The sequence below is a fragment of the Streptococcus sp. bf_0095 genome (assembly GCF_004166885.1).
Taxonomy (GTDB): domain Bacteria; phylum Bacillota; class Bacilli; order Lactobacillales; family Streptococcaceae; genus Streptococcus.
The window spans coordinates 632,128-658,213 of sequence record NZ_RCYU01000001.1 but is presented as its reverse complement, the minus strand read 5'-3'; the positions used below and the strand labels follow the sequence as shown (position 1 = coordinate 658,213).

General features: G+C 43.5%; 26 protein-coding genes. 22 read left to right on the top strand and 4 right to left on the bottom strand.

Annotation, left to right across the window (positions count from 1 at the left end):
* Positions 1 to 22: 22 nt before the first annotated feature.
* Positions 23 to 1,339: an FAD-containing oxidoreductase gene (locus EAI95_RS03375; RefSeq protein ID WP_048717251.1), complete on the bottom strand. Its 1,317-nt coding sequence runs from the start codon at positions 1,337 to 1,339 to the stop codon at positions 23 to 25.
* Between the two features lie 181 nt (positions 1,340 to 1,520).
* Between EAI95_RS03375 and truB the strand changes: the two genes are divergently transcribed.
* The 13 genes from truB (at position 1,521) to EAI95_RS03310 (ending at position 13,955) form a co-directional block, all read left to right on the top strand.
* Entirely contained in the window at positions 1,521 to 2,417 is an 897-nt protein-coding gene (gene truB / locus EAI95_RS03370) for a tRNA pseudouridine(55) synthase TruB (protein WP_173018607.1), read from the top strand.
* A gap of 4 nt (positions 2,418 to 2,421) precedes the next feature.
* Entirely contained in the window at positions 2,422 to 3,339 is a 918-nt protein-coding gene (locus EAI95_RS03365) for a bifunctional riboflavin kinase/FAD synthetase (RefSeq protein WP_023022823.1), read from the top strand.
* Positions 3,340 to 3,466: 127 nt separating this feature from the next.
* Positions 3,467 to 3,868, top strand: coding sequence for a Spx/MgsR family RNA polymerase-binding regulatory protein (locus EAI95_RS03360; protein WP_040803090.1), 402 nt, complete (start codon positions 3,467 to 3,469; stop codon positions 3,866 to 3,868).
* A gap of 1 nt (position 3,869) precedes the next feature.
* Positions 3,870 to 4,148, top strand: a complete 279-nt coding sequence (locus EAI95_RS03355; RefSeq protein WP_023026658.1) for a UPF0223 family protein — start codon at positions 3,870 to 3,872, stop codon at positions 4,146 to 4,148.
* A complete protein-coding gene (locus tag EAI95_RS03350; protein ID WP_023022828.1) occupies positions 4,138 to 4,911 on the top strand; it encodes an inositol monophosphatase family protein in 774 nt (257 codons plus the stop codon). The genes EAI95_RS03355 and EAI95_RS03350 overlap by 11 nt, the downstream gene beginning before the upstream one ends.
* Positions 4,908 to 6,212, top strand: a complete 1,305-nt coding sequence (locus EAI95_RS03345) for an RsmB/NOP family class I SAM-dependent RNA methyltransferase (protein ID WP_129822186.1) — start codon at positions 4,908 to 4,910, stop codon at positions 6,210 to 6,212. Before EAI95_RS03350 ends, EAI95_RS03345 begins: the two co-directional genes overlap by 4 nt.
* 130 nt (positions 6,213 to 6,342) lie before the next feature.
* Positions 6,343 to 7,209: a phosphate ABC transporter substrate-binding protein PstS family protein gene (locus EAI95_RS03340; RefSeq protein ID WP_023022832.1), complete on the top strand. Its 867-nt coding sequence runs from the start codon at positions 6,343 to 6,345 to the stop codon at positions 7,207 to 7,209.
* A gap of 17 nt (positions 7,210 to 7,226) precedes the next feature.
* Positions 7,227 to 8,138, top strand: coding sequence for a phosphate ABC transporter permease subunit PstC (pstC, locus tag EAI95_RS03335; protein ID WP_023022834.1), 912 nt, complete (start codon positions 7,227 to 7,229; stop codon positions 8,136 to 8,138).
* Positions 8,128 to 9,012 (top strand): phosphate ABC transporter permease PstA, encoded by an 885-nt coding sequence (gene pstA / locus EAI95_RS03330; RefSeq protein ID WP_023022836.1) that lies wholly within the window; start codon positions 8,128 to 8,130, stop codon positions 9,010 to 9,012. Before pstC ends, pstA begins: the two co-directional genes overlap by 11 nt.
* A gap of 11 nt (positions 9,013 to 9,023) precedes the next feature.
* On the top strand, positions 9,024 to 9,827 hold the full coding sequence (gene pstB, locus EAI95_RS03325; RefSeq protein WP_023026660.1) for a phosphate ABC transporter ATP-binding protein PstB: 804 nt from the start codon (positions 9,024 to 9,026) through the stop codon (positions 9,825 to 9,827).
* 29 nt (positions 9,828 to 9,856) lie between these two features.
* Complete coding sequence (gene pstB, locus EAI95_RS03320; protein WP_129822185.1) at positions 9,857 to 10,615, top strand: phosphate ABC transporter ATP-binding protein PstB; 759 nt, start codon at positions 9,857 to 9,859, stop codon at positions 10,613 to 10,615.
* A 12-nt stretch (positions 10,616 to 10,627) separates the two neighbouring features.
* On the top strand, positions 10,628 to 11,281 hold the full coding sequence (gene phoU, locus EAI95_RS03315; protein WP_023022840.1) for a phosphate signaling complex protein PhoU: 654 nt from the start codon (positions 10,628 to 10,630) through the stop codon (positions 11,279 to 11,281).
* Positions 11,282 to 11,411: 130 nt separating this feature from the next.
* The gene (locus EAI95_RS03310) at positions 11,412 to 13,955 is read left to right on the top strand and encodes a M1 family metallopeptidase (protein WP_129822184.1); all 2,544 of its coding nucleotides are present in this window, start codon (positions 11,412 to 11,414) and stop codon (positions 13,953 to 13,955) included.
* Positions 13,956 to 14,009: 54 nt separating this feature from the next.
* On the opposite strand, the gene EAI95_RS03305 is transcribed toward EAI95_RS03310, so the two are convergent.
* Positions 14,010 to 14,552, bottom strand: coding sequence for a biotin transporter BioY (locus EAI95_RS03305; RefSeq protein ID WP_123159312.1), 543 nt, complete (start codon positions 14,550 to 14,552; stop codon positions 14,010 to 14,012).
* 209 nt (positions 14,553 to 14,761) lie between these two features.
* On the opposite strand from EAI95_RS03305, the gene EAI95_RS03300 reads away from it, so the two are divergent.
* The 5 genes from EAI95_RS03300 (at position 14,762) to EAI95_RS03280 (ending at position 19,797) form a co-directional block, all read left to right on the top strand.
* Entirely contained in the window at positions 14,762 to 15,331 is a 570-nt protein-coding gene (locus tag EAI95_RS03300; RefSeq protein ID WP_129822183.1) for a hypothetical protein, read from the top strand.
* Between the two features lie 110 nt (positions 15,332 to 15,441).
* The gene (locus tag EAI95_RS03295; protein ID WP_117744091.1) at positions 15,442 to 16,116 is read left to right on the top strand and encodes a response regulator transcription factor; all 675 of its coding nucleotides are present in this window, start codon (positions 15,442 to 15,444) and stop codon (positions 16,114 to 16,116) included.
* Positions 16,106 to 17,479 (top strand): HAMP domain-containing sensor histidine kinase, encoded by a 1,374-nt coding sequence (locus EAI95_RS03290; protein ID WP_120702079.1) that lies wholly within the window; start codon positions 16,106 to 16,108, stop codon positions 17,477 to 17,479. The genes EAI95_RS03295 and EAI95_RS03290 overlap by 11 nt, the downstream gene beginning before the upstream one ends.
* A 355-nt stretch (positions 17,480 to 17,834) precedes the next feature.
* The gene (locus tag EAI95_RS03285; protein ID WP_023022851.1) at positions 17,835 to 18,221 is read left to right on the top strand and encodes a VOC family protein; all 387 of its coding nucleotides are present in this window, start codon (positions 17,835 to 17,837) and stop codon (positions 18,219 to 18,221) included.
* Between the two features lie 211 nt (positions 18,222 to 18,432).
* Positions 18,433 to 19,797 carry a polysaccharide deacetylase family protein gene (locus tag EAI95_RS03280; protein ID WP_238662890.1) on the top strand — a complete coding sequence of 455 codons (1,365 nt, stop codon included), beginning with the start codon at positions 18,433 to 18,435 and terminating at the stop codon, positions 19,795 to 19,797.
* 309 nt (positions 19,798 to 20,106) lie between these two features.
* Here the strand turns inward: EAI95_RS03280 and EAI95_RS03275 are convergent, their stop codons facing one another.
* Both EAI95_RS03275 and EAI95_RS03270 read right to left on the bottom strand, forming a co-directional pair.
* Positions 20,107 to 21,195 carry a DEAD/DEAH box helicase gene (locus EAI95_RS03275; protein ID WP_048691389.1) on the bottom strand — a complete coding sequence of 363 codons (1,089 nt, stop codon included), beginning with the start codon at positions 21,193 to 21,195 and terminating at the stop codon, positions 20,107 to 20,109.
* Between the two features lies 1 nt (position 21,196).
* A complete protein-coding gene (locus EAI95_RS03270; protein ID WP_129822181.1) occupies positions 21,197 to 22,174 on the bottom strand; it encodes a Gfo/Idh/MocA family oxidoreductase in 978 nt (325 codons plus the stop codon).
* Positions 22,175 to 22,381: 207 nt separating this feature from the next.
* On the opposite strand from EAI95_RS03270, the gene udk reads away from it, so the two are divergent.
* The 4 genes from udk (at position 22,382) to dnaX (ending at position 26,078) form a co-directional block, all read left to right on the top strand.
* Positions 22,382 to 23,017, top strand: coding sequence for a uridine kinase (gene udk / locus EAI95_RS03260; protein WP_048691384.1), 636 nt, complete (start codon positions 22,382 to 22,384; stop codon positions 23,015 to 23,017).
* Positions 23,018 to 23,083: 66 nt separating this feature from the next.
* Entirely contained in the window at positions 23,084 to 23,755 is a 672-nt protein-coding gene (locus EAI95_RS03255; protein WP_129822179.1) for a YoaK family protein, read from the top strand.
* 149 nt (positions 23,756 to 23,904) lie between these two features.
* Positions 23,905 to 24,402 carry a GAF domain-containing protein gene (locus EAI95_RS03250; RefSeq protein ID WP_129822178.1) on the top strand — a complete coding sequence of 166 codons (498 nt, stop codon included), beginning with the start codon at positions 23,905 to 23,907 and terminating at the stop codon, positions 24,400 to 24,402.
* The gene (gene dnaX / locus EAI95_RS03245) at positions 24,402 to 26,078 is read left to right on the top strand and encodes a DNA polymerase III subunit gamma/tau (RefSeq protein WP_129822177.1); all 1,677 of its coding nucleotides are present in this window, start codon (positions 24,402 to 24,404) and stop codon (positions 26,076 to 26,078) included. Before EAI95_RS03250 ends, dnaX begins: the two co-directional genes overlap by 1 nt.
* Positions 26,079 to 26,086: the final 8 nt, after the last annotated feature.

The following is a 26,086-nucleotide window of genomic DNA, read 5'->3' as shown; positions in this document are numbered from 1 at the left end:
TTTTCCAGTGTTTTTATTCTATTTAAATCGCAAAGAGATCGTTTAGGTTTTCTGCCATGGTTGGGTGGGTAAAGATTTGTTTTGCGATGTAAGTATAAGGGATCTTGTTGTCCATAGCCATGGTAATCAGGTTGATGAGTTCGCCTGCAGCTTCTCCAAAGAGAGTTGCTCCAAGGATTTCTTTGGTTTCTGGGTTGACCACGGCTTTGAAGGCACCTCGAAGATCTGCATTAACATGTCCACGAGGCATGGCAGCAACTGGCAATTCTTTAACAGCAACTGGAAGCCCTTTGTCACGTGCTTCTTGCTCAGTCAAGCCGACTTGGGCAAGTGGAGGAGCAATGAAGAGTGTTGTCGCATAATTGTTACGAGTTTCGAGATTGTAGCTACCATCACCTGTGAGATAGTTGAAGACAATGCGGAAGTCATCGAGTGACATGTAAGTGAATTGAGGACCACCATTGACATCCCCAACTGCAAAGACACCAGGGACGCTGGTTTCCAAATGACGGTTGACTTGGATTGCCCCACGATCAGTGACTTGGATATCTGTGTTTTCAAGACCAAGTCCAACTGTGTTTGGCTTCCGTCCTGTTGCGTAGAGAAGGATATCGAACTCGAAGTCTCCCTTATCCGTTACAACGGTTAAGCTGTTTTGGCCATCTTTGATTTCTTGGGTATGAACGCCTTGCAAGAATTGAATACCATCTTCTTCCAGGTAGCCTTTTGCAAGAGCTGCGATGCTTGGCTCGATCCGTGGCAAGAATGCTTCAGAAGCATCCAATACTGTTACTTGGCTACCCAAGGTATTGTAGAGGTGGGCGAATTCCAATCCGATTGGTCCACCACCAAGGACGCCCAGGCGTTTTGGTAGGTTTTCCAAACGTTGAATACCGGTTGAATCCACTGCAAATTTACTTTCAGCCAATCCTGGGATTGGAAGGATAGTTGGCACAGCACCAGTATTGATAATAATGGTTTCAGCTGTCAATTCTTCCTTTTCATCTCCAACTTGAATTTCGATGACCTTGTTGGACACAAAGCGGGCTGTCGCATCGATAATGTCTACACCCGTTCCAGCAATCGTTGCGTAGTTCTTGCCGTTGAGACGAGTAGTGACCGCATTTTTTTCACTCATAGCTTGTTCAAAATCCAAGCCTTTTTCCGCTGCGACGATCAAGGTCTTAGTTGGAATACAAGCGATATTGATACAAGTACCACCATACATAGACTTGCTCTTTTCAATCAGAGCGACTTTTTTTCCTTGGCTTGATAATTTCGCTGCAAGAGTTTTACCAGCTTTACCAAATCCAATCACAATAACATCATACATTAACATATGTTACACCTTCTTTCGCTTTCTATTGTATCAAACCCATTTTAAAAAGTCTGAAATCTGCTACGGGATTTTTTGGAAGCTCATCAGGAAGGGGGAAACAGGGACAAGAAGTCTCGTTTCATGGTATAATAAAGGGTCGGTGGCCCGGATGGTCACACATGAGTTAGAAAGAGCAAATCAGATGGACGGAATTATCAACTTAAAAAAAGAAGCAGGAATGACCTCCCATGATGCGGTTTTTAAACTGAGAAAAATCTTAGGTACCAAGAAGATTGGCCATGGGGGAACGCTGGATCCTGATGTGGTGGGAGTGCTTCCGATTGCCGTAGGAAAGGCGACCCGAATGGTTGAATTTATGCAGGATGAAGGCAAAATCTATGAGGGAGAAATCACTTTGGGGTTTTCTACCACGACGGAGGATGCCAGCGGAGAAGTTGTCGATCGGACCCCTGTGCAAGACCCCTTGGATGCAGAAGAGGTAGACCGCATGATTGCCCAGATGGTAGGAGAAATCGAACAGGTACCACCCATGTATTCAGCGGTCAAGGTCAATGGGCGTAAGCTCTATGAGTATGCGCGTGCAGGAGAAGAAGTGGAACGTCCAGTTCGGCAGGTGAACATTTATGAATTCACGCGCACAAGCGAAATTCGTTATGAAGAAGGACTAGCCCGCTTTCGCTTCCGGGTTAAATGCAGCAAGGGGACCTATATCCGAACCTTGTCTGTGGATTTAGGGCAGAAACTGGGCTATGCGGCCCACATGTCCCATCTGACACGCACCAGTGCTGCTGGCTTGTCCTTAGAAAATGCCCTAACCTTGGAAGAACTTGCTGAAAAAGTTGCTCAAGGAGATTTGAGCTTCCTTCATCCACTTGAAATTGGAACCGGAGATTTGGAAAAAGTGGAGCTGACAGTCGAAGAGGTCGGCGAAGTCCAAGTGGGACGCTTTATTCCGGTTGAGAGTGACTCCAAAGAATTGGCTGCTTTTTACCAAGGAAAATTAGTGGCCATTTTAGAAAAAAGAGAAGAACTTTACAAACCTCGCAAGGTTTTTCTGACAGAAAGTGTGTTACAATAAATTCATGAACATTTGTTATGTAACTAGTGAAAAAGAAATAAAAGCTCAAGCAGATACAGTTCTTGTCTTGGGCTATTTTGACGGTCTTCACAGAGGGCATCAGGAGCTATTTCGGACAGCTCGCGCCATTGCGGATGAGCAAGGACTTCGAGTAGCTGTCTTGACCTTTCCAGAATCTCCAAAATTGGCCTTTGCCCGTTACCAACCAGAATTACTCCTCCACCTTCAAAATCCAGAGGAACGCTTTAAACGAATGGAAGAACTTGGAGTAGATGATCTTTATCTCATTGATTTTACCAGTGATTTTGCGGCTCATACTGCTGAAGAATTCGTTGCTACCTACCTAACATCACTTCGAGCGCGTGTCTTAGTGGCAGGATTTGATTATAGCTTTGGTAGTGACAAGAAAGTAGCTAGTGATTTGGAGACCTATTTTAAAGGCCAAGTCATAGTGGTTCCCCCTGTCCTAGACCAGGGAGAAAAAATCAGCTCGACCCGTATTCGGCAGGCTATTTCATCAGGCCAGGTCAAAGAAGCAGCCAATCTTTTAGGCTATCCCCTATCCAGTCGTGGTATTGTCGTTCATGGGGATGCAAGAGGTCGAACCATTGGTTTTCCAACAGCCAATCTTGCACCTATCGATCGGACACATCTTCCTCAAGATGGTGTTTATGTCGTCGAAGTAGAAGTGCTAGGGAAGCGTCATCGTGGGATGGCCTCTGTAGGTAAAAACTCGACCTTTGATGGGACGGAACTTCGCTTTGAAGCCAATATCTTTGATTTTTCAAAAGATATTTATGGACATACGATTCGGATTTTTTGGTTAGACAAGATTCGAGAAATGGTCAAATTTGACAGTGTAGAAGCGCTTGTGGAGCAACTGCGTCAGGATGAGATCATAGCTCGTCAATGGACCAGATAACTTTTGTTAGAAATTCTCCCTTAAGGGGAGAATTTTCTTTGTCTAAATTCAAAAATCACTATGCAAGCACCGAATAATTTTGTATAATAGAGTTAGCTAAGTGTGTCCAAAAAAAGAAGAGAAGAACATGATTACATTATTTTTGTCTCCGAGTTGTACATCCTGTCGGAAGGCCCGGGCTTGGTTAGAAAAACATGAGGTTCCTTTTAAGGAACACAATATTATGACGAGTCCTCTAACAACTGAGGAGTTGCGTAATATTTTAGCTCTAACTGAGAACGGTACAGACGATATTATTTCAACTCGTTCTAAAATTTTTCAGAAGTTAAATGTTGATGTAGAGGATTTATCGATTTCTGCTTTGATTAAGCTCATTGAGGAAAATCCTAGTCTTTTGCGTCGCCCAATTATTCTAGACAAGAAACGGATGCAAATTGGTTTCAATGAGGACGAAATCCGCGCATTTCTTCCTCGAGGATATCGTAAGGAAGAGTTAAGATCTGCTACATTAAGAGCGGAGATCCATTAATATGAATAAGAATTATAGTTACCCACTCGATTTATCGTGGAGCACTGAAGAGCTTGCTTCGGTGCTTTCTTTTTTTAATCAGGTTGAACAAGCCTATGAACAAAAGGCAGATGCCCGCATCTACCTAGAAGCCTATAAGGCCTTTAAGAAAGTTGTCCCAAGTATTGGCGAAGAAAAGCGTCTGGGCAAGGAATTTGAAGAGGTCAGTGGCTACTCACTTTACCGCGCAACCAAAGTTGCGAAAGAAAAAGGGGAAGGATGGTTTTCGATTGATCAATAAATTAGAATTTGCTAAGACCATTGTCAAAGAAGCAGGAAGCTATCTAAGAGAACACTTACATGACCAGCTAGCGATTACTGTCAAAACAAATCCGACGGATTTGGTGACTCAGATGGATCAGAAAGTGCAAGCAACCTTAGTCCATAAGATATTAGAAGCTTATCCAGAAGACCAAATTTTCGCTGAAGAAGATGAGCTTCGTGCGCCTATTCACTCCGGCAAGGTCTGGGTGATTGATCCCATTGATGGGACCAATAATTTTGTGACCCAAAAAGAAGATTTTGCTGTAATGGTTGCCTATTTTGAAGAAGGGATTGGCCAGTTTGGCTTGATCTATGATGTCATGCGCGACCATCTCTTTTTTGGTGGAAAGGATTTTGGAGTCTTTTGCAATGACAAAGAACTGAAACCATTTCAAAATCGGCCTCTTGGGGACTTATTAGTGGCTTCCAATGTTGGCATGCTCAAATCCAACGCTTGGGGCATGGCGGATCTGGGAGCAGAGTGCTTGGGGATTCGAGTCTATGGGAGCGCTGGTATCAGCTTTACCAAGATTCTATCTGGTGGTATTTTAGGCTACTTTAGCTATATCTGGCCTTGGGATTATGCTGCTGCTGCCATTATGGGCGAGTGTCTAGGTTACTCGGTCCTGACCTTGGAAGGGAAAGAACCCAACTATGAGACCTTGGAGCCCATTATGATGGTGCCGACTTGTAAACTAGATGAAATTCAACCTTTTTTGACGAAAGGAAAAAACGCATGACCTTTCCTCAAGGATTTAAAGAAAAGTATCGCCAATTACTTGGAGAAGAGGCTGAAGCCTTCTTTCAAACTTTTGATGAACCAGCCGTTTCTGCCTATCGAACCAATCCATTAAAGGAAGTGCAAATCAGAGGCGATGAGCCCATTCCAGGCATGCCTTGGAGTTACTATGGTAAGGTATCGGGGAAATCCATTGCCCATGTCACAGGTTTGGTCTACTCGCAAGAACCCGCTGCCCAAATGGTGGCTCAAGTAGCGCATCCCAGTCCGGGTATGAAGGTCTTGGATCTTGCGGCAGCCCCTGGTGGAAAGACGACTCACTTGCTCTCTTATTTAGGCAATCAAGGCCTCCTTATTTCTAATGAGATTCACAAGGGACGCTCCAAGATTCTGGTCGAGAATGTTGAACGCTTTGGTGCTCGTAACGTCGTGGTGACCAATGAATCAGCCGAACGTTTGGCAAAGGTTTTCCCAGCCTTTTTCGATCTGATTGTTTTGGATGCACCATGCTCTGGTGAAGGAATGTTCCGGAAGCAGCCAGATGCCATGGACTACTGGAATCCAGATTATCCAGCTCAATGCGCAAGTCTTCAAAGAGATATCTTAACAGATGCTATCAAGATGCTGGCACCAGGGGGGCAGCTAGTTTATTCGACTTGTACCTGGGCTCCGGAAGAGAACGAAGAGATTGTCTCTTGGCTTTTAGAAGAATATGAACTAGAATTGCTACCGATTGAAAAAATTAATGGTATGGTAGAAGGGATCGGACATCCTGAAACGGCCCGTATGTATCCTCATCATTTCAAGGGTGAAGGGCAATTTGTTGCTAAATTCCTTTATCACGGAGAGCCTGAAGTTAAGAAGTTCAAGGAAGGACGTTCCAATCTAACGGCTGAGCAGAAGAAGTTGTGGCAAGCTTTTGCCAAGGACCGCTTAGCCATCGACTTGGAGGGTCTCTACCAATGTTTTGGAGATCAGCTTTATTTCTTACCATCTGGACTTCCTGATTTGAAAAAGGTCAAGATTGCTCGCAATGGCTTGCACCTTGGCACCTTTAAGAAAAATCGCTTTGAACCTAGCTTTGCTCTGGGCCTAGCTCTGAAACCAGATCAAGTGAAAAAATCAGTCAGCTTGTCGGATCCAGACTTTAGTAAGTACGTGGCTGGAGAGACCATTCAGTTGGAGCAAGATTACGCAAATGGATGGTATCAGGTCCTGGCTGGAGGCAATGGTTTGGGCTTTGCAAAAGTAACGGGACGAACGTTAAAAAATTTCTTTCCAAAAGGCTTGAGATTTAGATAAATTATTAGGAAATGCGGTCTTTCTATGTTATAGTGGAAATAGAGTGATTCTTGCTAGAATACTAGAAGATGACCAAGTGTTTAGAGATAACATTTAAACGATATTTGATTTTGATTCAAGGAGACTTACATTGAATAAATGCAAAAAGCTAGTCCTTGGGCTAGCAACAGTAGCACTTGCAGCTTCTCTATCTGCCTGTGCATCTTGGATTGACCGTGGAGAAGCGATTACAGCTGTTGGATCGACAGCCCTACAACCGCTCGTTGAAGGGGTGGTAGATCGTTATGTGGAAGAACATCCCGGTAAGATTGTTAATGTCCAAGGAGGCGGATCTGGTACAGGTCTTTCTCAGGTCCAATCGGGAGCTGTGGATATTGGAAATAGTGACCTCTTTGCGGAGGAAAAAGATGGAATCGATGCTTCTAGCTTGGTAGACCATCAAGTGGCAGTAGCAGGAACAGCCATCATTGCCAATAAGACTATTTCCGTAGACGATTTGACAACTGAACAATTGCGTAAGATTTTTACTGGTGAATATACCAACTGGAAGCAATTGGGGGGTGAGGATCTCGAAATTACCATTGTGAACCGGGCAGTAGGATCCGGTAGCCGTGCCGTATTCGATGACATCATCATGAATGGGAAAGATCCTAAACAGGCTCAGGAACAGGATTCCAATGGAATGGTGAAGAACATTGTTTCCCAGACTCCAGGTGCCATTTCTTATTTGGCTTTTACCTACGTGGATGATAGTGTCAAAACTATGAAGTTAAATGGCTATGAACCAACTAAGGAAAACGTGGTGAATAATAACTGGCCAATTTGGTCCTACGAACACATGTATACCAAGGGAGAGCCAAGTAAATTGGCCAAGAAATTCTTGGATTATATGATGACAGATGAGGTCCAGCAGGAAATCGTTGGTAAGATGGGCTATATCCCAATCAATGATATGAAAGTCAGCCGTGATCTTGACGGTAACATTACGAAGAAATAAGAAGAATTAGGTAAAAAATGAACGAAGTAGCAAAAAAAATGCTCGCAAAGTCCAATAATTCTCGTTTGGAAAAATTTGGTAAAACCATTACCTTCTGTTGTATGAGTTTAATTGTCTTTGTTGTAGCTTTGATTTTGATTTTTGTAGCCCAAAAGGGATTATCGACCTTCTTTGTCAACAAGGTCAATGTCTTTAGTTTCCTTTTCGGATCCACTTGGAATCCGTCAGGGAAAGAATTTGGGGCTTTGCCAATGATCTTGGGTTCCTTCATTGTAACCCTTTTGTCTGCTTTGGTGGCGACACCTTTTGCCATTGGTGCAGCAGTCTTTATGACAGAAGTATCTCCTAAGGGATCTCGTCTCTTACAACCAGCCATTGAATTGTTGGTAGGGATTCCTTCCGTTGTATATGGATTTATTGGTTTGCAAGTAGTGGTTCCATTTGTTCGTTCCATCTTTGGTGGGACAGGATTTGGGATCTTGTCAGGGGTCTTTGTCCTCTTTGTCATGATTCTCCCAACAGTGACCTTTATGACAACAGACAGCTTACGGGCAGTCCCTCGTCACTACCGGGAAGCGAGTATGGCTATGGGAGCGACTCGCTGGCAAACCATCTGGCATGTCACCTTAAAGGCAGCTCGCTCGGGTATTTTTACGGCAGTTGTCTTTGGGATGGCGCGTGCCTTCGGGGAAGCCTTGGCTATTCAGATGGTAGTCGGAAACTCAGCAGTTGTTCCAACATCTTTAACAACTCCAGCTTCCACCTTGACCTCCATTTTGACCATGGGTATTGGAAATACTGTTATGGGAACAGTTAACAACAACGTTCTCTGGTCACTTGCTTTGGTGCTCTTGCTGATGAGTTTGGCATTCAACAGCGTTATCAAATTGATCACGAAAGAAAGAGGTAAGAAGAACTATGCACGCTAAAAAAATAGATAAGATAGCGACAGGGGTTCTCTATGCTATTGCTGGAATTATTGTCACTATTCTTGCTTCTTTGATTCTCTATATCTTACTTAGAGGGTTGCCGCATGTGTCTTGGACTTTCTTGACCAGCAAATCCTCTTCTTACCAAGCAGGTGGAGGGATTGGGATTCAGCTTTATAATTCCTTCTTCCTCTTAGTCATTACCTTGATTATTTCCTTCCCACTTTCTTTGGGGGCAGGGATCTACTTGTCAGAGTATGCCAAGAAGGGCCCATTGACCAATTTGGTTCGGACCTGTATTGAAATCTTGTCTTCCCTACCATCAGTTGTAGTTGGTCTCTTTGGCTATTTGGTCTTTGTAGTGCAGTTCCAATATGGCTTCTCGATTATTTCTGGTGCCTTGGCCTTGACAGTCTTTAACTTGCCACAGATGACACGGAACATTGAAGATAGTTTGCAAAACGTCCACCATACACAAAGAGAAGCTGGGCTTGCTCTTGGAATCTCTCGTTGGGAAACCGTGATTCACGTAGTGGTACCAGAAGCCTTGCCAAGTATTATTACGGGTGTCGTACTGGCTTCTGGACGGATTTTCGGGGAAGCAGCAGCCTTGATTTATACAGCCGGTCAGTCTGCCCCAGCCTTGGATTGGAGTAACTGGAACCTCTTCAGTGTAACCAGTCCGATTTCTATTTTCCGTCAAGCAGAAACACTAGCGGTCCATATTTGGAAGGTCAATAGTGAAGGAACCATTCCAGATGCTATTGAAGTATCCGCTGGTTCTGCAGCAGTTTTGTTGATCTTCATTTTGATATTCAACTTTGGAGCACGTAAGCTCGGTACTTACCTCCATAAGAAATTAACCTCAGCATAAAAGGAGAAGAAATGTCAAAATACAATTGGGATGAGAGACACATCATTACTTTTCCTGAAGAAAAGGTGGTCCTATCTACCAAAGATTTGCATGTCTATTATGGAAATAACGAGTCCATCAAAGGCGTCGACATGCAGTTTGAAAAGAATAAGATTACAGCCTTGATTGGTCCTTCTGGATCAGGGAAGTCCACCTATCTTAGAAGTTTGAACCGAATGAACGATACCATTGATATTGCGCGTGTGACTGGTGAGATCTGGTACGAAGGGATTGATGTCAACCGACCAGATATCAATGTCTATGAAATGAGAAAGCATATCGGGATGGTCTTCCAACGACCAAATCCATTTGCGAAGTCTATCTACCGCAATATTACCTTCCCTCACGAACGGGCAGGAGTCAAAGACAAGAAGGTCTTGGATGAAATCGTAGAAAAATCCTTGAAGCAAGCAGCCCTCTGGGATCAGGTCAAGGATGACTTGCACAAGTCTGCTTTGACGCTCTCAGGAGGTCAACAGCAACGCCTTTGTATTGCCCGTGCCATCTCCGTTAAACCAGAGATTTTGCTCATGGATGAGCCAGCCTCAGCCTTAGACCCGATCGCAACAGCGCAATTAGAAGAAACCATGCTGGAGTTGAAGAAGGATTACACGATTGTCATCGTGACACACAGTATGCAACAAGCAGCGCGTGCTAGTGATTATACCGGTTTCTTCTACCTTGGAAACCTCATCGAGTACGATAAGACTTCGAATATTTTCCAAAATGCGAAATTGCAATCGACCAACGATTATGTATCGGGTCACTTTGGATAAAGGAATATGACAACAAAAAGGAAAATAGAATGACAGAACCAATTTTGCAAGTCAAGGACTTGTCGGTTTATTACAATAAAAAGAAGGCTTTAAATAGTGTTTCTTTGGATTTTGCTCCAAAGGAGATTACAGCCTTGATTGGTCCTTCAGGATCAGGGAAATCTACCTTGCTTAAAGCCATCAATCGGATGGGCGATTTGAACCATGAGGTGACGACGACAGGAACCGTCATCTACAACGGTCACAATATCTATAGTCCCCGGACTGATACAGTGGAGCTTCGTAAGGAAATCGGAATGGTCTTCCAACAGCCCAATCCCTTTCCAATGTCCATTTATGATAATGTGACCTATGGCTTGATGATTAATGGTGTCAAGGACAAGGCTGTTTTGGATGAAGCGGTTGAAACCTCACTGAAACGTGCTTCCATCTGGGATGAGGTCAAGGATCGCCTGCATGATTCTGCTATCGGACTTTCTGGTGGTCAGCAGCAGCGGGTTTGTGTAGCGCGGGTCCTTGCGACCAGTCCAAAGATTATTCTTTTGGATGAACCAACTTCAGCGCTGGACCCGATTTCAGCTGGTAAGATTGAAGAAACCCTGTATGGACTAAAAGACCGTTACACCATGCTCTTGGTGACTCGATCCATGCAGCAAGCGAGTCGGATTTCCGATAAAACAGCCTTTTTCTTGGATGGCGATTTGATTGAGTACAATGATACCAATGAAATGTTCTTGAACCCAGCTAAGAAAGAAACAGAAGACTATGTCTCTGGTAAATTTGGATAGGAAGAAAATAAAATGTTACGAGTTCAATTTGAAGAAGATTTAGAAAAATTGCATAACCAATTTTATGCAATGGGAAATGAAGTGTTGACCCAAATCAATCGTACGGTTCGTGCTTTCGTCACACATGACCGTGAATTGGCCCGCCAGGTTATCGAAGATGATGCGGATATCAATGAATACGAAGTGAAATTGGAGCGCAAATCTTTTGAGATTATCGCCCTTCAACAGCCAGTTTCGCAAGACCTTCGCGTGGTCATGACGGTCTTAAAAGCAGTCTCTGACTTAGAGCGGATGGGTGACCATGCGGTTTCAATCGCGAAAGCAACTATTCGAATGAAGGGGGAAGTCCGCATCCAATCTGTTGAAGAAGAGATCAGCAAGATGGGACGTGAAGTTAAAGACTTTGTTGAAGCGACACTGGATGTTTACCTCAAAGGTGATGTAGATTTGGCCTATGAAGTAGCTAGCCGAGACGAAGTGATCAACCATTACTTTGATAGCATTCAAGAATTAGCAACAGAAGAAATTCGGAAGAATCCAGAGTCCATCGTTACCGGACGGGATTATTTCCAAGTGATCAACTTCTTGGAACGCATCGGAGATTATGCAAAAAACATCTGTGAATGGGTTGTCTACTTCGAAACAGGAAAAATTGTGGAATTATAAGAAAATAAAGTCTGAGGTCATCATCTCAGACTTTATTTTCTTAGAGATCTGGTTTTGCCTCCTCTTACCTTACAGACCATAGGATTTATGTTAGAATAGAAGATGAGAATAAATGAAGAAGGAGATACTCATGCAAGCAGTTGCACATTTTATTGATACATTTGTACCTGAGCACTATGATCTATTCTTAGATTTGAACCGCTCAAACAAAACTTTCTCAGGGAAAGTGACTATTACCGGAGAAGCAAAGAAGACTCGCATTTCTCTTCACCAAAAGGATTTGACCATCGAATCTGCACAAGTAGATGGGCAAGATTGTGCTTTTACAGTCAAGGATGAGGAAGAAGCGGTCTTTGTTGAAGTTCCTGCTACAGGTAAAGTAAACCTTACACTTTCTTATAAAGGAAAAATTACCGATAATATGACAGGGATCTATCCGTCTTACTATACAGTAGATGGTGTCAAAAAAGAGGTCATCTCCACTCAGTTTGAGAGCCATTTTGCGCGTGAAGCCTTCCCGAGTGTGGATGAGCCAGAAGCCAAAGCGACCTTTGATTTGGCTGTGAAATTTGACCAAGAAGAAGGGGAAATCGTTCTTTCTAACATGCCTGAAATCGATGTCGAAAGTCGGAAAGAAACAGGTATTTGGAAGTTTGATACAACTCCTCGTATGTCTTCTTATCTCTTGGCCTTTGCGGCAGGAGATCTTCAAGGAGTGACAGCTAAGACCAAGAATGGAACCCTAGTCGGTGTCTACTCTACCAAAGCTCACCCATTAGAAAACTTGGACTTCTCATTAGATATTGCCGTTCGTGCTATTGAATTCTATGAAGACTACTATGGAGTTGCTTACCCAATCCCTCAATCCCTTCATATCGCCCTTCCAGACTTCTCTTCAGGAGCTATGGAAAACTGGGGCTTGGTAACCTACCGCGAAGTTTATCTCCTTGTAGATGGGAACTCGACAGCTCAAAGCCGTCAAACAGTAGCCTTGGTGGTGGCTCACGAATTGGCTCACCAATGGTTCGGAAATCTCGTAACGATGAAGTGGTGGGATGACCTCTGGTTGAATGAAAGCTTCGCCAATATGATGGAATATGTCTGCTTGGATGCCATCGAACCAAGCTGGAACATTTTTGAAGACTTCCAAACAACTGGTGTACCTGCTGCCTTGAAACGCGATGCGACTGATGGCGTTCAATCCGTCCATGTGGAAGTGAAACACCCAGACGAGATCAACACCCTCTTTGACCCAGCGATTGTTTATGCTAAGGGTAGCCGTCTTATGCACATGCTTCGTCGCTGGTTAGGCGATGACGCTTTCCGCAAGGGCTTGAAAATCTACTTTGAAAAGCACCAATATGGAAATACCATTGGGCAAGATCTTTGGGAAGCCTTGGGTCAAGCTTCTGGTCGGGATGTAGCAGCCTTTATGGATTCTTGGTTGGAGCAACCTGGCTATCCAGTTGTTTCAGCTTCTGTAGAGAATGATACCTTGATCATCCGTCAAGACCAGTTCTTTATCGGAGAAAAAGAAGAAAAAGGTCGCAAGTGGGTTGTTCCGCTAAATAGCAACTGGTCAGGTATTCCAGATACTTTGGAAACAGAAGTCTTAGAAATTCCAAACTACAGTGCCTTGAAAGCAGCTAATAGCGGTGCTCTTCGCTTTAATACAGAAAATACGGCCCACTATATCAGTGACTACCGTGGGGAATTGTTGGAAGACATCCTTGCGGACCTTGCTAACTTAGATAGCACTTCAAAATTACAAGTGGTTCAAGAACGTCGTCTGTTAGCTGAAAGTGGGCAAATTTCCTATGCAAGCCTCTTGCCAGTGATCGAGCATTTGACAGAAGAAAATTCCTTCTTGGTAGTTTCTGCTGTTTCGAGCGTCTTGACTGGAATCAGTCTCTTTGTGAATGAAGGAACGGAAACAGAAGTTGCCTTCCATGAGCTGTTGAAACGGATGAACCGCTACAACTTTGAACGCTTGGGACTAGAAGCTAAGCCAGGTGAAGCAGAAGAAGACGAAAAAGTTCGTCAGCTCATGATTGCCAATATGATTAAGGCTAATGATGAAGCTGCACAAGCCCAAGCGAGTGTCCTCTTTGAAGCACATGCATCTGATCTAGAAAAACTTCCAGCTGCCATTCGTCTGCAAATCTTGATCAACCAAATCAAGCATCAGGAAACCAAGGCACTTAGCCAACAATACCTAGATACCTATGTGAAGACAGTGGATGGAAACTTTAAGCGCCAGTTAGCGGCAGCTCTTTCTTACACCAAAGATGCGGAAACCTTGGAAGCTCTATTGAAGGAGTGGAAGAACAAGGATGTGGTGAAACCGCAAGACTTGGCTATGAGCTGGTACTTCAATTTCTTGCATCATGACTTTACCCAAGGAAGAACCTGGACTTGGGCACGTGAGAACTGGGATTGGATCAAGAAGGCACTCGGTGGTGATATGAGCTTTGATAAGTTTGTTATCTACCCAGCCAACTGTTTCAAGACCCTTGAACGCTTGAATGAATACAAGGCCTTCTTTGAACCTCAATTAGAAGATATGGCGATTAGCCGCAATATCAAGATGGGAATCAAGGAAATCGCCGCTCGTATCGATCTTATCGAGCGTGAGAAAGCAGCTGTTGAAGCAGCCCTTCTAGCAACAAAATAATGAAAAAAGCTCCTAGAGAGTGCTATGCAGATCTGCAAGCCTCTCTAAGAGTTTTTATTTTTCTTTTTTGAAATAAGGGAGATGCTTGAGATTTCGATAAAGAATGACCGCGAAAATAGTTGTCAACGTAATCTTAATCAAATCTGGCACCACAAAAGGTAAGACGACAAATTTTATTGCGAAATCTAAAGATTTATGGGCAATGAGCATAAACCCTAAGGCACCCCCAATAAAGAGAACGACTTCTCCTAAAGCGTTAGCAAGAAAAATACGAATGGGCTGTCCCTTTTGACCAGCAAAGATAGAAGTAACCAAAGCACGAAGGGGAAAGAAGAAAAGGAATCCGGCAGTGGGACCGTAGAAGGAGCTGATGCCTCCGTGACCACCTGCAAAGACGGGAAGTCCAATGGCACCTAAGAGGAGGTAAATGAGAACGGAAAGGGTAGCTTCTTTTGGACGATAGATGCTGGCGATTAATCCAATGGCTAAAGTCTGAAGCGTGATAGGAATGGGTCCAAGTGGGATTGTAAAAGGTGATAGGGCAGCAATCAGAGCTGCTCCAAGAGCAATTAATGTCATTGATTCAATTTTTTTCAAAACAGTAAACCTCGATTTATTTTTATGGTAACTATTCTACAAAAAAGAAGGAACCCTGTCAAGTCTTCTTTTCAGCTGTTACAAATGTCTCCTTGATCATTTTAGGAAAGTTTAAGAAAAAATTTAGCCACGGTTAAGGAAGGGTCGGTAAACTATCCTTATCTAAACAAAGGCCTTGTTTAAATAAAAAAAAATAAGGAAATGAAAGAATGCAAGCTTCGAATGAACAAAAGCAAGAAAGAACTGAAAAAATGATTGTTCTTAAGAAAAGTCCTAAGTGGTGGGCAACTGTCGCAGCAACAGGAGGACTCATCGTAGGAATGACAAGTGGATTTGGATTGGGAATGTTGGCGACAGCCAATACGACTCCCCAACGTCAACAAGCAACAGTCTCTACACAAAACACTAACCAACCTAACCAAAATCCTCAAGGACAAAATGGACATTCTAACTCACAAGGTTTTAATGGACAAAATGGTGGACCAGGGCAAGGTGAGATGAATGGTCAACCGCCACAAGGTGGGGGACCTCAAGGTCAGCAAGGACAAGATGGATTTGGAGGTGGACCGGGTGGTAGGCCCCCGCAAGATGGTCAAAACGGTGGACCAGGCCAGGGGAATAGGAATGACCAATCGCCACAAGATGGGGGACCTCAAGCTCAACCAGACAGCCAACAAAATGGGAAATCCAATAAAAAGTCCTCCAAGAAGTCCTCTTCGAAAAAATCGTCAAGCAATACAAAACATTCATCAAAGGATGAGACAGGGACAGCGGGCTAAGAAAAAGTTGAAATCGCTATCTGAAAGCTACTGTATGAAGCCTTGTCATGTTATAATAGAGTAGAAAATACTCATCATCCCTGTGGAATAATGAGAAGGAGAAAGTAAACATGATTAAGATTTTATTAGTCGAAGATGACCTTGGTTTGTCTAATTCAGTATTTGATTTTTTAGATGATTTTGCAGATGTCATGCAAGTCTTTGATGGGGATGAAGGTTTGTATGAGGCTGAAAGTGGGATCTATGACCTAATTTTACTGGACCTCATGCTTCCTGGCAAAGATGGTTTCCAAGTTCTAAAAGAATTGAGAGATAAGGGGGTCTCCACTCCGGTATTGATTATGACAGCCAAAGAGAGCTTGGACGATAAGGGCCATGGTTTTGAGTTGGGAGCAGATGACTATCTGACCAAGCCTTTCTACCTAGAAGAGTTGAAAATGCGAATCCAAGCATTGTTGAAGCGCGCTGGTAAGGTCAATGAAAATACTCTTTCTTATGGGAATGTGACCGTTAATCTCTCGACTAACTCTACGCTTGTTGAAGGGAAAGAAGTAGAACTATTAGGAAAAGAATTTGATCTTTTGGTCTATTTCCTTCAAAATCAAAATGTCATCCTGCCAAAAACACAAATCTTTGATCGACTTTGGGGATTTGATAGCGATACGACCATTTCGGTTGTCGAAGTGTATGTTTCTAAGATTCGGAAGAAATTAAAAGGTACAGACTTTGCAAAAAATCTCCAAACATTGCGTAGCGTGGGGTATATTCTGAAAGATGCTCAATAAAATTAAAAAAACTGTCAATGCGGATGACTTTTCTTATTTCATCCGCTATTTCGGACTCTTTACCTTGATTTTCTCAACCATGACCTTGATTATTATTCAGGTGATGCGTTCCAGTCTTTATACAACGGTTGACGAAAATTTAAAAATGCTCAGTAAAGATCGCTATTCGATTATCAGTTTGGCAAACCGTACAGGCAATGGGATGGGAAGAGACGAAACTGCTGATGACGGCCCAGAAGATGATGAACTTGGTCCCGAGGATGGCCCTAGACCATCGGTTACTTCCAATAGCACAGCTATCCTTTTGAATGATAAATTTGAAAATGTGACGACGGATAATGGTTTCCTAGATCTAAAAACAGTAACTTTTAGTCGCAGTTATTTAAACAAAATCAAGCAGATTCAAATTACCAATCATTATAAGCAGAAGGAAAGTTACCGGGCTTATTTGGTAGATATTGATCCCGATGATTATATCGACGGGGTGAAATATGCCGTGATCATGACCAATATCAGTCAGTTGGAACAGACCAGTGAAAAACATGAGAGTCAAATTGCCTTGGTCATGATTTGTTTCTGGGGCATTTCCCTCTTTGCAAGTATCTTCCTGGCTAAGATGAGTGTGAAACCTCTCTTAGAGAGCATGAACCGGCAGAAGGCCTTCGTCGAAAATGCCTCTCATGAATTGCGGACGCCTTTAGCGGTTTTGCAAAATCGTTTGGAAACCTTATTCCGCAAACCAGAGGCAACGATTATGGAATCTAGTGAGAATATCGCCTCCTCTTTGGATGAAGTTCGCAATATGCGCTTATTGACGACCAATCTCTTAAACTTAGCCCGTCGAGATGATGGGATTAAACCGGAGTTTTGCGAGATCACACCATCCTTTTTTGATCAAACTTTTGCCAATTATGAAATCATTGCGGAGGAAAACGAAAAAATCTTCGAATATGAGAATCTGGTGGATAGGAGTCTGGTGACTGATAAGGTCCTATTGAAACAACTGATGACCATTTTGTATGATAATGCCCTCAAATATACGGAGGAAGAAGGGAAAATACGCTTTGTCGCCCAATTCAAGGATCGTTATCTCTATCTTCGAGTAGAGGACAATGGTCCAGGAATTGCTGATGAAGATAAAAAACGGATTTTTGATCGTTTCTATCGAGTGGATAAAGCGCGAACCCGTCAAAAGGGTGGTTTTGGTTTAGGCTTATCCTTAGCCAAGCAAATCGTAGAAGCCTTCAATGGTACCATTAGTGTTCGAGATAACAAACCTAAAGGTTCTATTTTCGAGGTAAAACTAGCAACTAAGTCAGAAAGTAAAAAGAGATCCAGTTCTAAATCAACGAAGAACAAGTAAGAGAGTGGGACAGAAATCCTAGCCTCTCAATTGTCTTTGGATTGTCGAGCAAGATGCAGTGGTTGAGTGCTCAAAGCACTGCTTTGAGGTGGCGGATAGAACTTGCGAAGCAAGTATCCTAAGTCTTTGTTCGCTTTTTAAGCTTCAAAGATGCCCTATGTTGACGGAAACTATGTTTCCTTTATCTGCAACCTTCAACAGTCTCCCAGACTGTTGAAGCTGTGCGGAGGTGGGACGACGAAATCGAATTCTAACGAATGACCGATTTCTGTCCCACTCTCTTTTTCATCCATTTCAATTAATCGCTATTTTGATCTGACTAGTGTATAATAGTAAAAAAAGAAAGAGGTGTCTTATGGCTTCAAAAATGTTACACACTTGTTTACGTGTGGAGAATTTAGAAAAATCAATTGCCTTTTATGCAGATGCATTTGGCTTTAAGGAATTGCGCCGCAAAGATTTTCCTGAATACAAATTTACGATCGTTTATCTTGGTTTAGAAGGGGATGACTATGAGTTGGAATTAACTTACAACTATGATCATGGTCCCTATGTAATTGGAGATGGTTTTGCTCACGTAGCCTTGAGTACACCAGATCTTGAAGCCCTTCATGCCGAGCATAAGGAAAAAGGTTACCAAGTAACAGATCCAAAAGGTTTGCCAGGAACACTTCCAAACTATTACTTTATTGTGGACCCAGATGGCTACAAAGTAGAAGTGATTCGTGAAAAGTCCCTATAATCAGCAATCACATCACATAGGATAAAGAGCAGGTGAGAACTGACCTGTTCTTTTTTGTTTTTGAAATTGGCTATTACTAAATGACAGGGGATAGGGTAGTCCCCTAATTTCCTATTGTTTTTTAGGATTTAATTTCTAGATTTGAGAGTTTTCTACTGTTTTTTGGTGATAAAATTGCTATAATAAGAATATGAAGAATTCCTACTTGAAAATGTTTATCCTCATTATTCTAAACCTCCTTTTTATCGGAGGAATCTATCTAGCTTATCAGAAGATTGAGGAAGCACGCGCCATCAAAAATTATAATCAACAGTTTTCCAAAGTAATCAGGGAAGAAGAAGCAGTTGAAAAAGACAAAGATACCAGCCTTCAAAAAGGAATGGTTGGTCAATCTTATGTTGCTGCATACTACCCGAAAAATAATGAAGAACCCATCGCAGTGGTTAAAGAGAGAATTCTAGCGGATGTTGGTTCTCTTCCCCAAGAAGAGAAGAAAAACCAGCAAGCAAAAGAGCTTTTGTTCTACCATACCGAACGCTCAGAAGACCCATTTGTAGGGGTTCATCCTTATCAGGTGAAGAAGACCCAGTACAAGTGGAAAAACGGCAAGTTCATTAAAGATGAGATTGACAAACTACCTCTCCTCTATCTAACGGATGAGGGGACGGTCTTCCAATTTTCCCAATTGTTTACGGATGCAAATCTAGCCAAAGAAACTCTCTTAACAGAATTGCGCTCTCAGCTGGTCTTCCTACAGTTAGGGGAAGATCGAATTGAAGAGCTGATGCAAGCTGTCTCAGCAAGTGATATAGCAAGTTGGCAGTTCACCTACAATCAAGGGGTTCTTTCTATCACACTTCCAGTTACTATTGAGGGCATGGAAACCTTCGATATGCCCCTTTCGAAGCTCTATGATGTGATTGATTCTGCTCGCCTGAATCCTGGAGATCGTGAAGCTTATGAGGCCTACCAAACCCAACGTCACGCTAAGATGGTTGCCTTGACTTTTGATGATGGTCCAGATCCAACGACGACTCCTCAAGCCCTGGATATCCTTAACAAGTACCATGTTAAAGCAACTTTCTTTATGCTTGGGAAGAATGTCTCAGCCTATCCTGAAGTGGCTAAACGGGTCCGTCAGGAAGGACATGAAATCGGGATCCATACTTGGAACCATCCTGTCTTAACTAAGTTGCCTTTGGAGTCAGCTCAAAAAGAAATCATGGATACCAAAGAAGTGATTCAAAAGGTGACTGGAGTGCAAACGAAGATTACTCGTCCTCCTTATGGTTCGATTAATAGTGCCATTCAATATGCAGTGGATCAAGCCTTTATCATGTGGGATGTGGATACCTTGGATTGGAAGAGTCATAACACCGAAGCAATCTTAGCAGAGGTGAAAAAACAAGTCAAACCAGGATCAATTATCCTGATGCATGATATTCACCAAACTTCTATTAATGCTCTCCCAGCTGTGATCCAATACCTTCAATCGCAAGGCTACACCATTGTGACGGTTGATGAACTCTTAAACCACCAAGTGGAAACTCATCGCCTTTATTACAATCGTAATTAAAAAAATCGTTCGTAATGTTACGAACGACTCAGATTGAAGATAAAGTAATTTTAAAAACTTTCCTTAGGTGAGTACGGACGTCAGCGAACTTCGTAGAAGTTCCATGACTAATTATTGAGCCTAAGGTCTCAATAATTCCGAGTGCCTGAAACGATTGTGTTTCAGGCACTTTTCTCACGGCGGAAAGTTTTTTTCATATTCTTAAATGACTAAAAATATAAGTTGTTTTTTGAAAATTATCCAGCTGTTTTATGTAAAACAATAGTTTGTCTACATTAAAAATCGTTCGTAATGTTACGAACGATTTTCTTATTCTTCCCCTATATAGAGTTGAGCTCCCTTAAGGATCAAAGGACGAACAGGGGTTAATTTTTTCAAGCTTTTTAATTCTTCTGGATGGCTGACCAAGGTGATGACATAGCCTTCTTTGCCCATGCGTCCGGTACGCCCAGATCGGTGGATGTAGGTTTCGGCATCTCTTGGAGCTTCATAGTTGACGACACATTCTAGTGAGTCGATATCGATTCCCCGCGCTACCAAATCTGTTGCCAGAAGGAGTGTCAGCTGATGATCCTTAAAGCGTTCCAGAATGACTTTCCGGAATTTGACGTTGACGTCACTAGCAAGTGAGACAGCGCTAACTTCTCGGTACTGGAGTTTTTCTTCAGCGCTCCCCAGGTCGGACAAGCTATTGAAGAAAACGAGGCCACGAAAGTCTTCGACATTGGATAGTTTTCTGAGGAGTTCGACCTTTTCTCGCTTGTCCACCTTCATATAGAAGTGCTGGATATTGTCCAAGTTTTGCTCTTCTACCTGAATGGTCAGGGTATTGGGCTCGATTTGCTCTGCATCAAACTTAGTCGTTGCACTCATATAGATAAATTGATGATCTCGCGGCGCGTAGTGGCAAATCTTGTCGACAAAGTGATACTGAGAGTCGCTGAAAAGTTGGTCAAATTCATCCAGGATGATGGTATTGACATTCATCATCTTGATTTTCTTGAGCTTGATCAATTCAAAAATACGGCCTGGAGTTCCGATGAGAATTTCGGGTCCTTTTTTGAGGCGTTCGATTTGCCGTTTTTGACTAGAGCCAGAAAGGAAAAGTTGGGCACTGAGTCCAAGAGGCTCTGCCCATTGTTTAGTGACATCAAAGATTTGTCCGGCCAATTCTGTATTGGGGGAGAGAATCAGCAATTGTTGCGCTTTTTTAGGTTTTAGCTTGAGAAGACTAGGGAAGAGATAGGCCAGAGTCTTCCCGGTACCTGTCGGGCTGACCCCAAGCACATTCTCCCCTTGGGTGATCGGCTCAAAGAGGCGTTCTTGGATTTCAGTGAGTTGCTCAAAGCCGAGGGTTTTGAGTTGCTCTTGCCAGAGCGGTGGGAATGCTAGTGTCATATTAGTTTTCGTCCTTAAAGTGTATTCCAGCATCTTGGCGCATAGCATAGAGGGCTTGATGGACCATTTGTCCGGTTTGGAGCCAAGTCTGGTAAAGTATCTGGTCGCCTTCTGTCATCATACTAGCAAAGGCCTGGGCTTCTTCTAGCATGTTATGAGGGGCAGGAGTGATTAGAAGCTGGTAGCTGATTCCAGAATGGTCTTGAAAAACAGCCTCGTTAACGGCTTCAATGCCACTCAGAAAGAGGGTGCCATCTGTTGTGTAGATTTCAGCAGGAAGATTGCTGGTCACATCTTTGCCGGCTTGAATGCCGATGACAAAGTCAGAATAAACCAAGCTACCATGTCCGTTCAAATCGATTGAATTAGGCAATTGCCGCGCCTGATAGGTTACTGATTCAGGTTGACCGAAGAGGCCGATTGCAAAGTAGAGGGGATAGACACCCAGATCCATAAGGGCTCCGCCAGCAAACTGGTCAGAGAAAATATTAGGTGTAGCCCCTTTCAGGAGTTCGGGCATTTTAGAGGAGTATTTGGCATAGGTCATGTGACCACCCAAGATGGTCTTGTCTTTGAGAAAGTCTTGGATGGTCGCAAAGGCTTTTTCATGATAGTTGCGAGCTGCTTCAAAGAGATAGACCTGGTGCTCCTTTGCCAATTTGACCAACTCTTCCCATTCCTTGGGAGTGGTGACGGCTGGTTTTTCAAGGATGACATGTTTCTTAGCTAGGAGGGCTAATTTGGCCTGGGGATAGTGGAGTGAATTGGGACTAGCAATGTAGATGACATCTAGGTCACTATCTAAAAAGGCAATCAGATCATCATAGAGGGCCACTTGTCCATAGGGTTGGGCGAAGCTACTAGCCTTCTCTAAGGTCCGCGAATAGACCGCCCTTAACTCATAGTGCCCTGTTTCTTTAGTTGCGGCCAGGAAGGAATGGGAGATGGCACTGGTGCCGATGATACCAAGTTTCAGCATGGCAGCTCCTTTCAATCAGGTATTTACTGGTTTCATTATATCATGTTTCACCCTAAAAAGATGGAATGGGCCTTTCGAACTGGGACGGAAGGGGAAAGGAGATCCTTCTTTGATTTTGAATGAAAGCCATAGAAAAATGGTTCAAGTCGTGGTCAAGTGACCGCTTTTGTGATAGAATAAATAGGATTATAGAAAATGGAGAAGAAGATGCGAAACAGACCAATTATTATCGGTGTAACAGGCGGTTCTGGTGGGGGAAAAACCAGTGTTTCTCGAGCTATTTTGTCCCACTTTCCAGATGAAAAGATTGCTATGATTGAGCACGATTCTTATTACAAAGATCAAAGCCATTTAACCTTTGAAGAGCGGATTCAGACCAACTATGACCATCCTTTTGCCTTTGATACAGACCTCATGATCGAGCAAATCAATGAGTTGTTGGCTGGACGTCCGGTTGATATTCCAACATATGACTATGCAGCGCATACGCGTAGTGCTAAGACTTATCGCCAGGAGCCTCAGGATGTCTTTATCGTTGAGGGAATTTTGGTCTTGGAGGACAAGCGTCTTCGTGACTTGATGGATATCAAGATTTTCGTTGATACCGATGATGATGTGCGGATTATTCGCCGGATCAAGCGAGATATGGAAGAGCGTGGTCGGAGTTTGGACAGCGTCATCGAGCAGTACTTGGGAGTGGTGAAGCCGATGTACCATCAGTTTATCGAGCCAACCAAGCGCTATGCGGATGTCATCATTCCAGAAGGCGTGACCAATACCGTAGCCATTGATTTGATTACGACCAAGATTGAGAAGATTTTGAGCGAATCACGTGAAGGATAAGATAACAAGTGAGAGAGGTTAGGAAGTAGTGTCCCAGCCTCTTTTCCATGACAAATAGGGAGAAATATGAAAAAGTTAAGAAGGGAGTTTCACTCCAGAAGTAAGGCCTTTGCCTGCCTGCTGACTATGTGTGCAGGCTTTTCAGATGCCTACACCTTTATCGAAAGAGGAGGGACCTTGGCGGCTGGCCAAACGGGAAACGTGGTCTTTCTATCCGTTGGGTTAATCGGCCATGAAATATCTGATGTGGAGGTCAAACTAGCTACCATGTTGGCCTTTATGATCGGGATTTTCTTGATGACCGTCTTTCAACGCTTCTTTAGTCATTCGGTTTGGCGGCTTAGTACCTTAGTTCCTTTGGTCCTGACGACCTTGGTGGCAGGCTTTCTGCCAAAAGAAGTGCCCAATGTTCTGATCGTGCCTTTCTTTGGACTGAGCTTGGGGATTGTAGCCATTTCCTTTGGAGAAGTCGATGGCTATGCTTACAACCATTCCTTTATGACGGGGAATCTCAAGAAGACCATGATCGCTTACGGGAATTTTGTGCGGGATCGCAAGATGGAGTTTTTCTGGGAATCCCTCTTTATGACTTCCTTGATTTGGAGTTTTGTCGGAGGGGCTATCCTATCCACCTTCCTCATCCAATATTATGGACTTCGGACCATTTGGTTTGTTTCCCTTGTTCTGACTCTCTTTCTGACATATCGGGCGATTCAATATGTTCGGAGAGACGCTTAAATGAATTTTTACAAAGTCAGGGACCTTGCTCCCTGGCTTTTTTATTGAGAACATTTGCTTGGTACTTCTGGTGAAAGCTGGGTTTTTATCAAGGCTTGCTCCGTGGTAAATACTTAATTTTCTAGCCAAAGTTTGGTATAATAAAAGGTATGAATACGCAAGAAAAAGAATCAAATTACAAACTCCTACTAGCCCAGTTAGAAGCTCTCTTAGAAGGAGAGAACAATGCCTTGGCCAATTTAGCCAATGCCAGTGCTCTGCTCAATCAAGCTCTACCGCATTCCGTCTTTGCAGGCTTTTACCTCTATGACCAAAAAGAGTTGATTCTAGGCCCCTTTCAAGGACAGGTATCTTGTGTCCATATCGCTCTAGGAAAAGGTGTCTGTGGAGAAGCAGCAGAGAAAAGAGAGACGCTGGTCATCGAGGATGTGACCCAGCATGCCAATTATATCTCTTGTGACAGTCGGGCCATGAGTGAGATTGTGGTCCCCATGGTCTTGAATGACCAGTTGCTTGGAGTGTTGGATCTAGATTCGGATCGGGTGGGAGATTATGACGACCTGGATCGTCTTTATTTGGAACGTTTTGTAGCCATCTTGCTCGAAAAAACAAATTGGAATTTTAGGATGTTTGGAGTAGTAGACTAATGTATCAAGCCCTCTATCGTAAATACCGAAGCCAGACCTTTGGCCAGCTTGTAGGGCAGGAGGTTATTGCGACGACCCTACGACAAGCTGTCGAACAGGGAAAAATTAGCCATGCCTATCTCTTTTCTGGCCCTCGTGGGACGGGGAAGACCAGTGTGGCGAAAATCTTTGCCAAGGCCATGAACTGCCCCAATCAAAAAGGGGGAGAGCCTTGTAACGAATGCTATATCTGTGAAGCCATTACCAATGGCAGTTTAGAGGATGTCATCGAGATTGACGCTGCCTCTAATAATGGGGTGGATGAGATCCGCGATATCCGTGATAAATCGACCTATGCGCCTAGCTTGGCCCCTCATAAGGTCTATATCATTGACGAGGTCCACATGCTCTCGACGGGAGCCTTTAATGCCCTCCTCAAGACCTTGGAAGAACCGACAGAAAATGTAGTCTTTATTTTAGCGACAACGGAGTTGCATAAGATTCCAGCAACCATCCTTTCGCGGGTTCAACGCTTTGAGTTCAAATCCATCAAGACGCCAGCTATTCAAGACCACCTAAAAGCTGTTTTGGATAAAGAAGGCATTGATTACGAAGAAGAAGCTGTAGCCATTATTGCCCGTCGGGCAGAAGGTGGGATGCGGGATGCCTTGTCCATTTTGGACCAGGCCCTCAGCCTGACAGCTGGTGCCCAATTGACCACTGCGACGGCAGAAGAAATCACAGGCTCCATCAGTCAAGAAGCTTTAGACCTCTATGTTGCAGCCTTGGCAGCACAAGATACAACAGCAGCCTTGGACCAGTTAAACCTGATCTTTGATAATGGGAAAAATATGGCCCGCTTTGTGACAGATCTCTTGCAGTATTTACGGGATCTCCTGATCGTTCAGACAGGTGGGGAAAATCTCCATGTCAGTGAACGATTTAACCAGAATCTAGCCATTCCGCAAGCCACCCTCTTTGCTTGGATTGATCTTGCGACAAGGAGCTTAGCAGATATCAAAAATAGCCTGCAGCCCAAGATCTATACAGAGATGATGACCATTCGCTTGGCAGAATACAAGGGTGAGGGCTCTTCAGCTAGTCAAACGGCTCTTCCAGCAGATTTCTTGGCACAAATGGACCAACTCAAAAGAGAAGTGGAGTTACTGAAAAGTCAATTAGCTCAAGTAGGGAGCGGGGCTCCTGTAGCCAAGTCGGCTCCAGCCCGTCCTCAGAAGTCCAGCAAGGGATATCGAGTGGATCGCAATAAGGTTCAAGCCATCTTACAAGAAGCGGTTGAAAATCCAGATTTAGCTCGTAACAATCTCATCCGCCTGCAAAATGCTTGGGGGGAAATTATTGAAAGCTTAGCAGGGGCAGATAAGGCCTTGCTGGTTGGTTCGCAACCGGTTGCGGCGAATGAACGCCATGCGATTCTTGCTTTTGAGTCTGCCTTTAATGCCGAACAGACCATGAAGCGAGATAACCTCAATACCATGTTTGGCAATATTTTAAGCAATGCAGCCGGATTCTCACCTGAAATTTTGGCCATTTCCATGGAGGAGTGGACCCAGGTCCGGGCGGAATTCTCGAAGAAAGCGCGTGGTCACAAGGAAGAAGTCGAGGTAGCAGAAGAGTCTGTCATTCCGGAAGGTTTCGATTTCCTCTCTGAGAAAATTACGATCCAAGAAGACTAGCCTGTGCT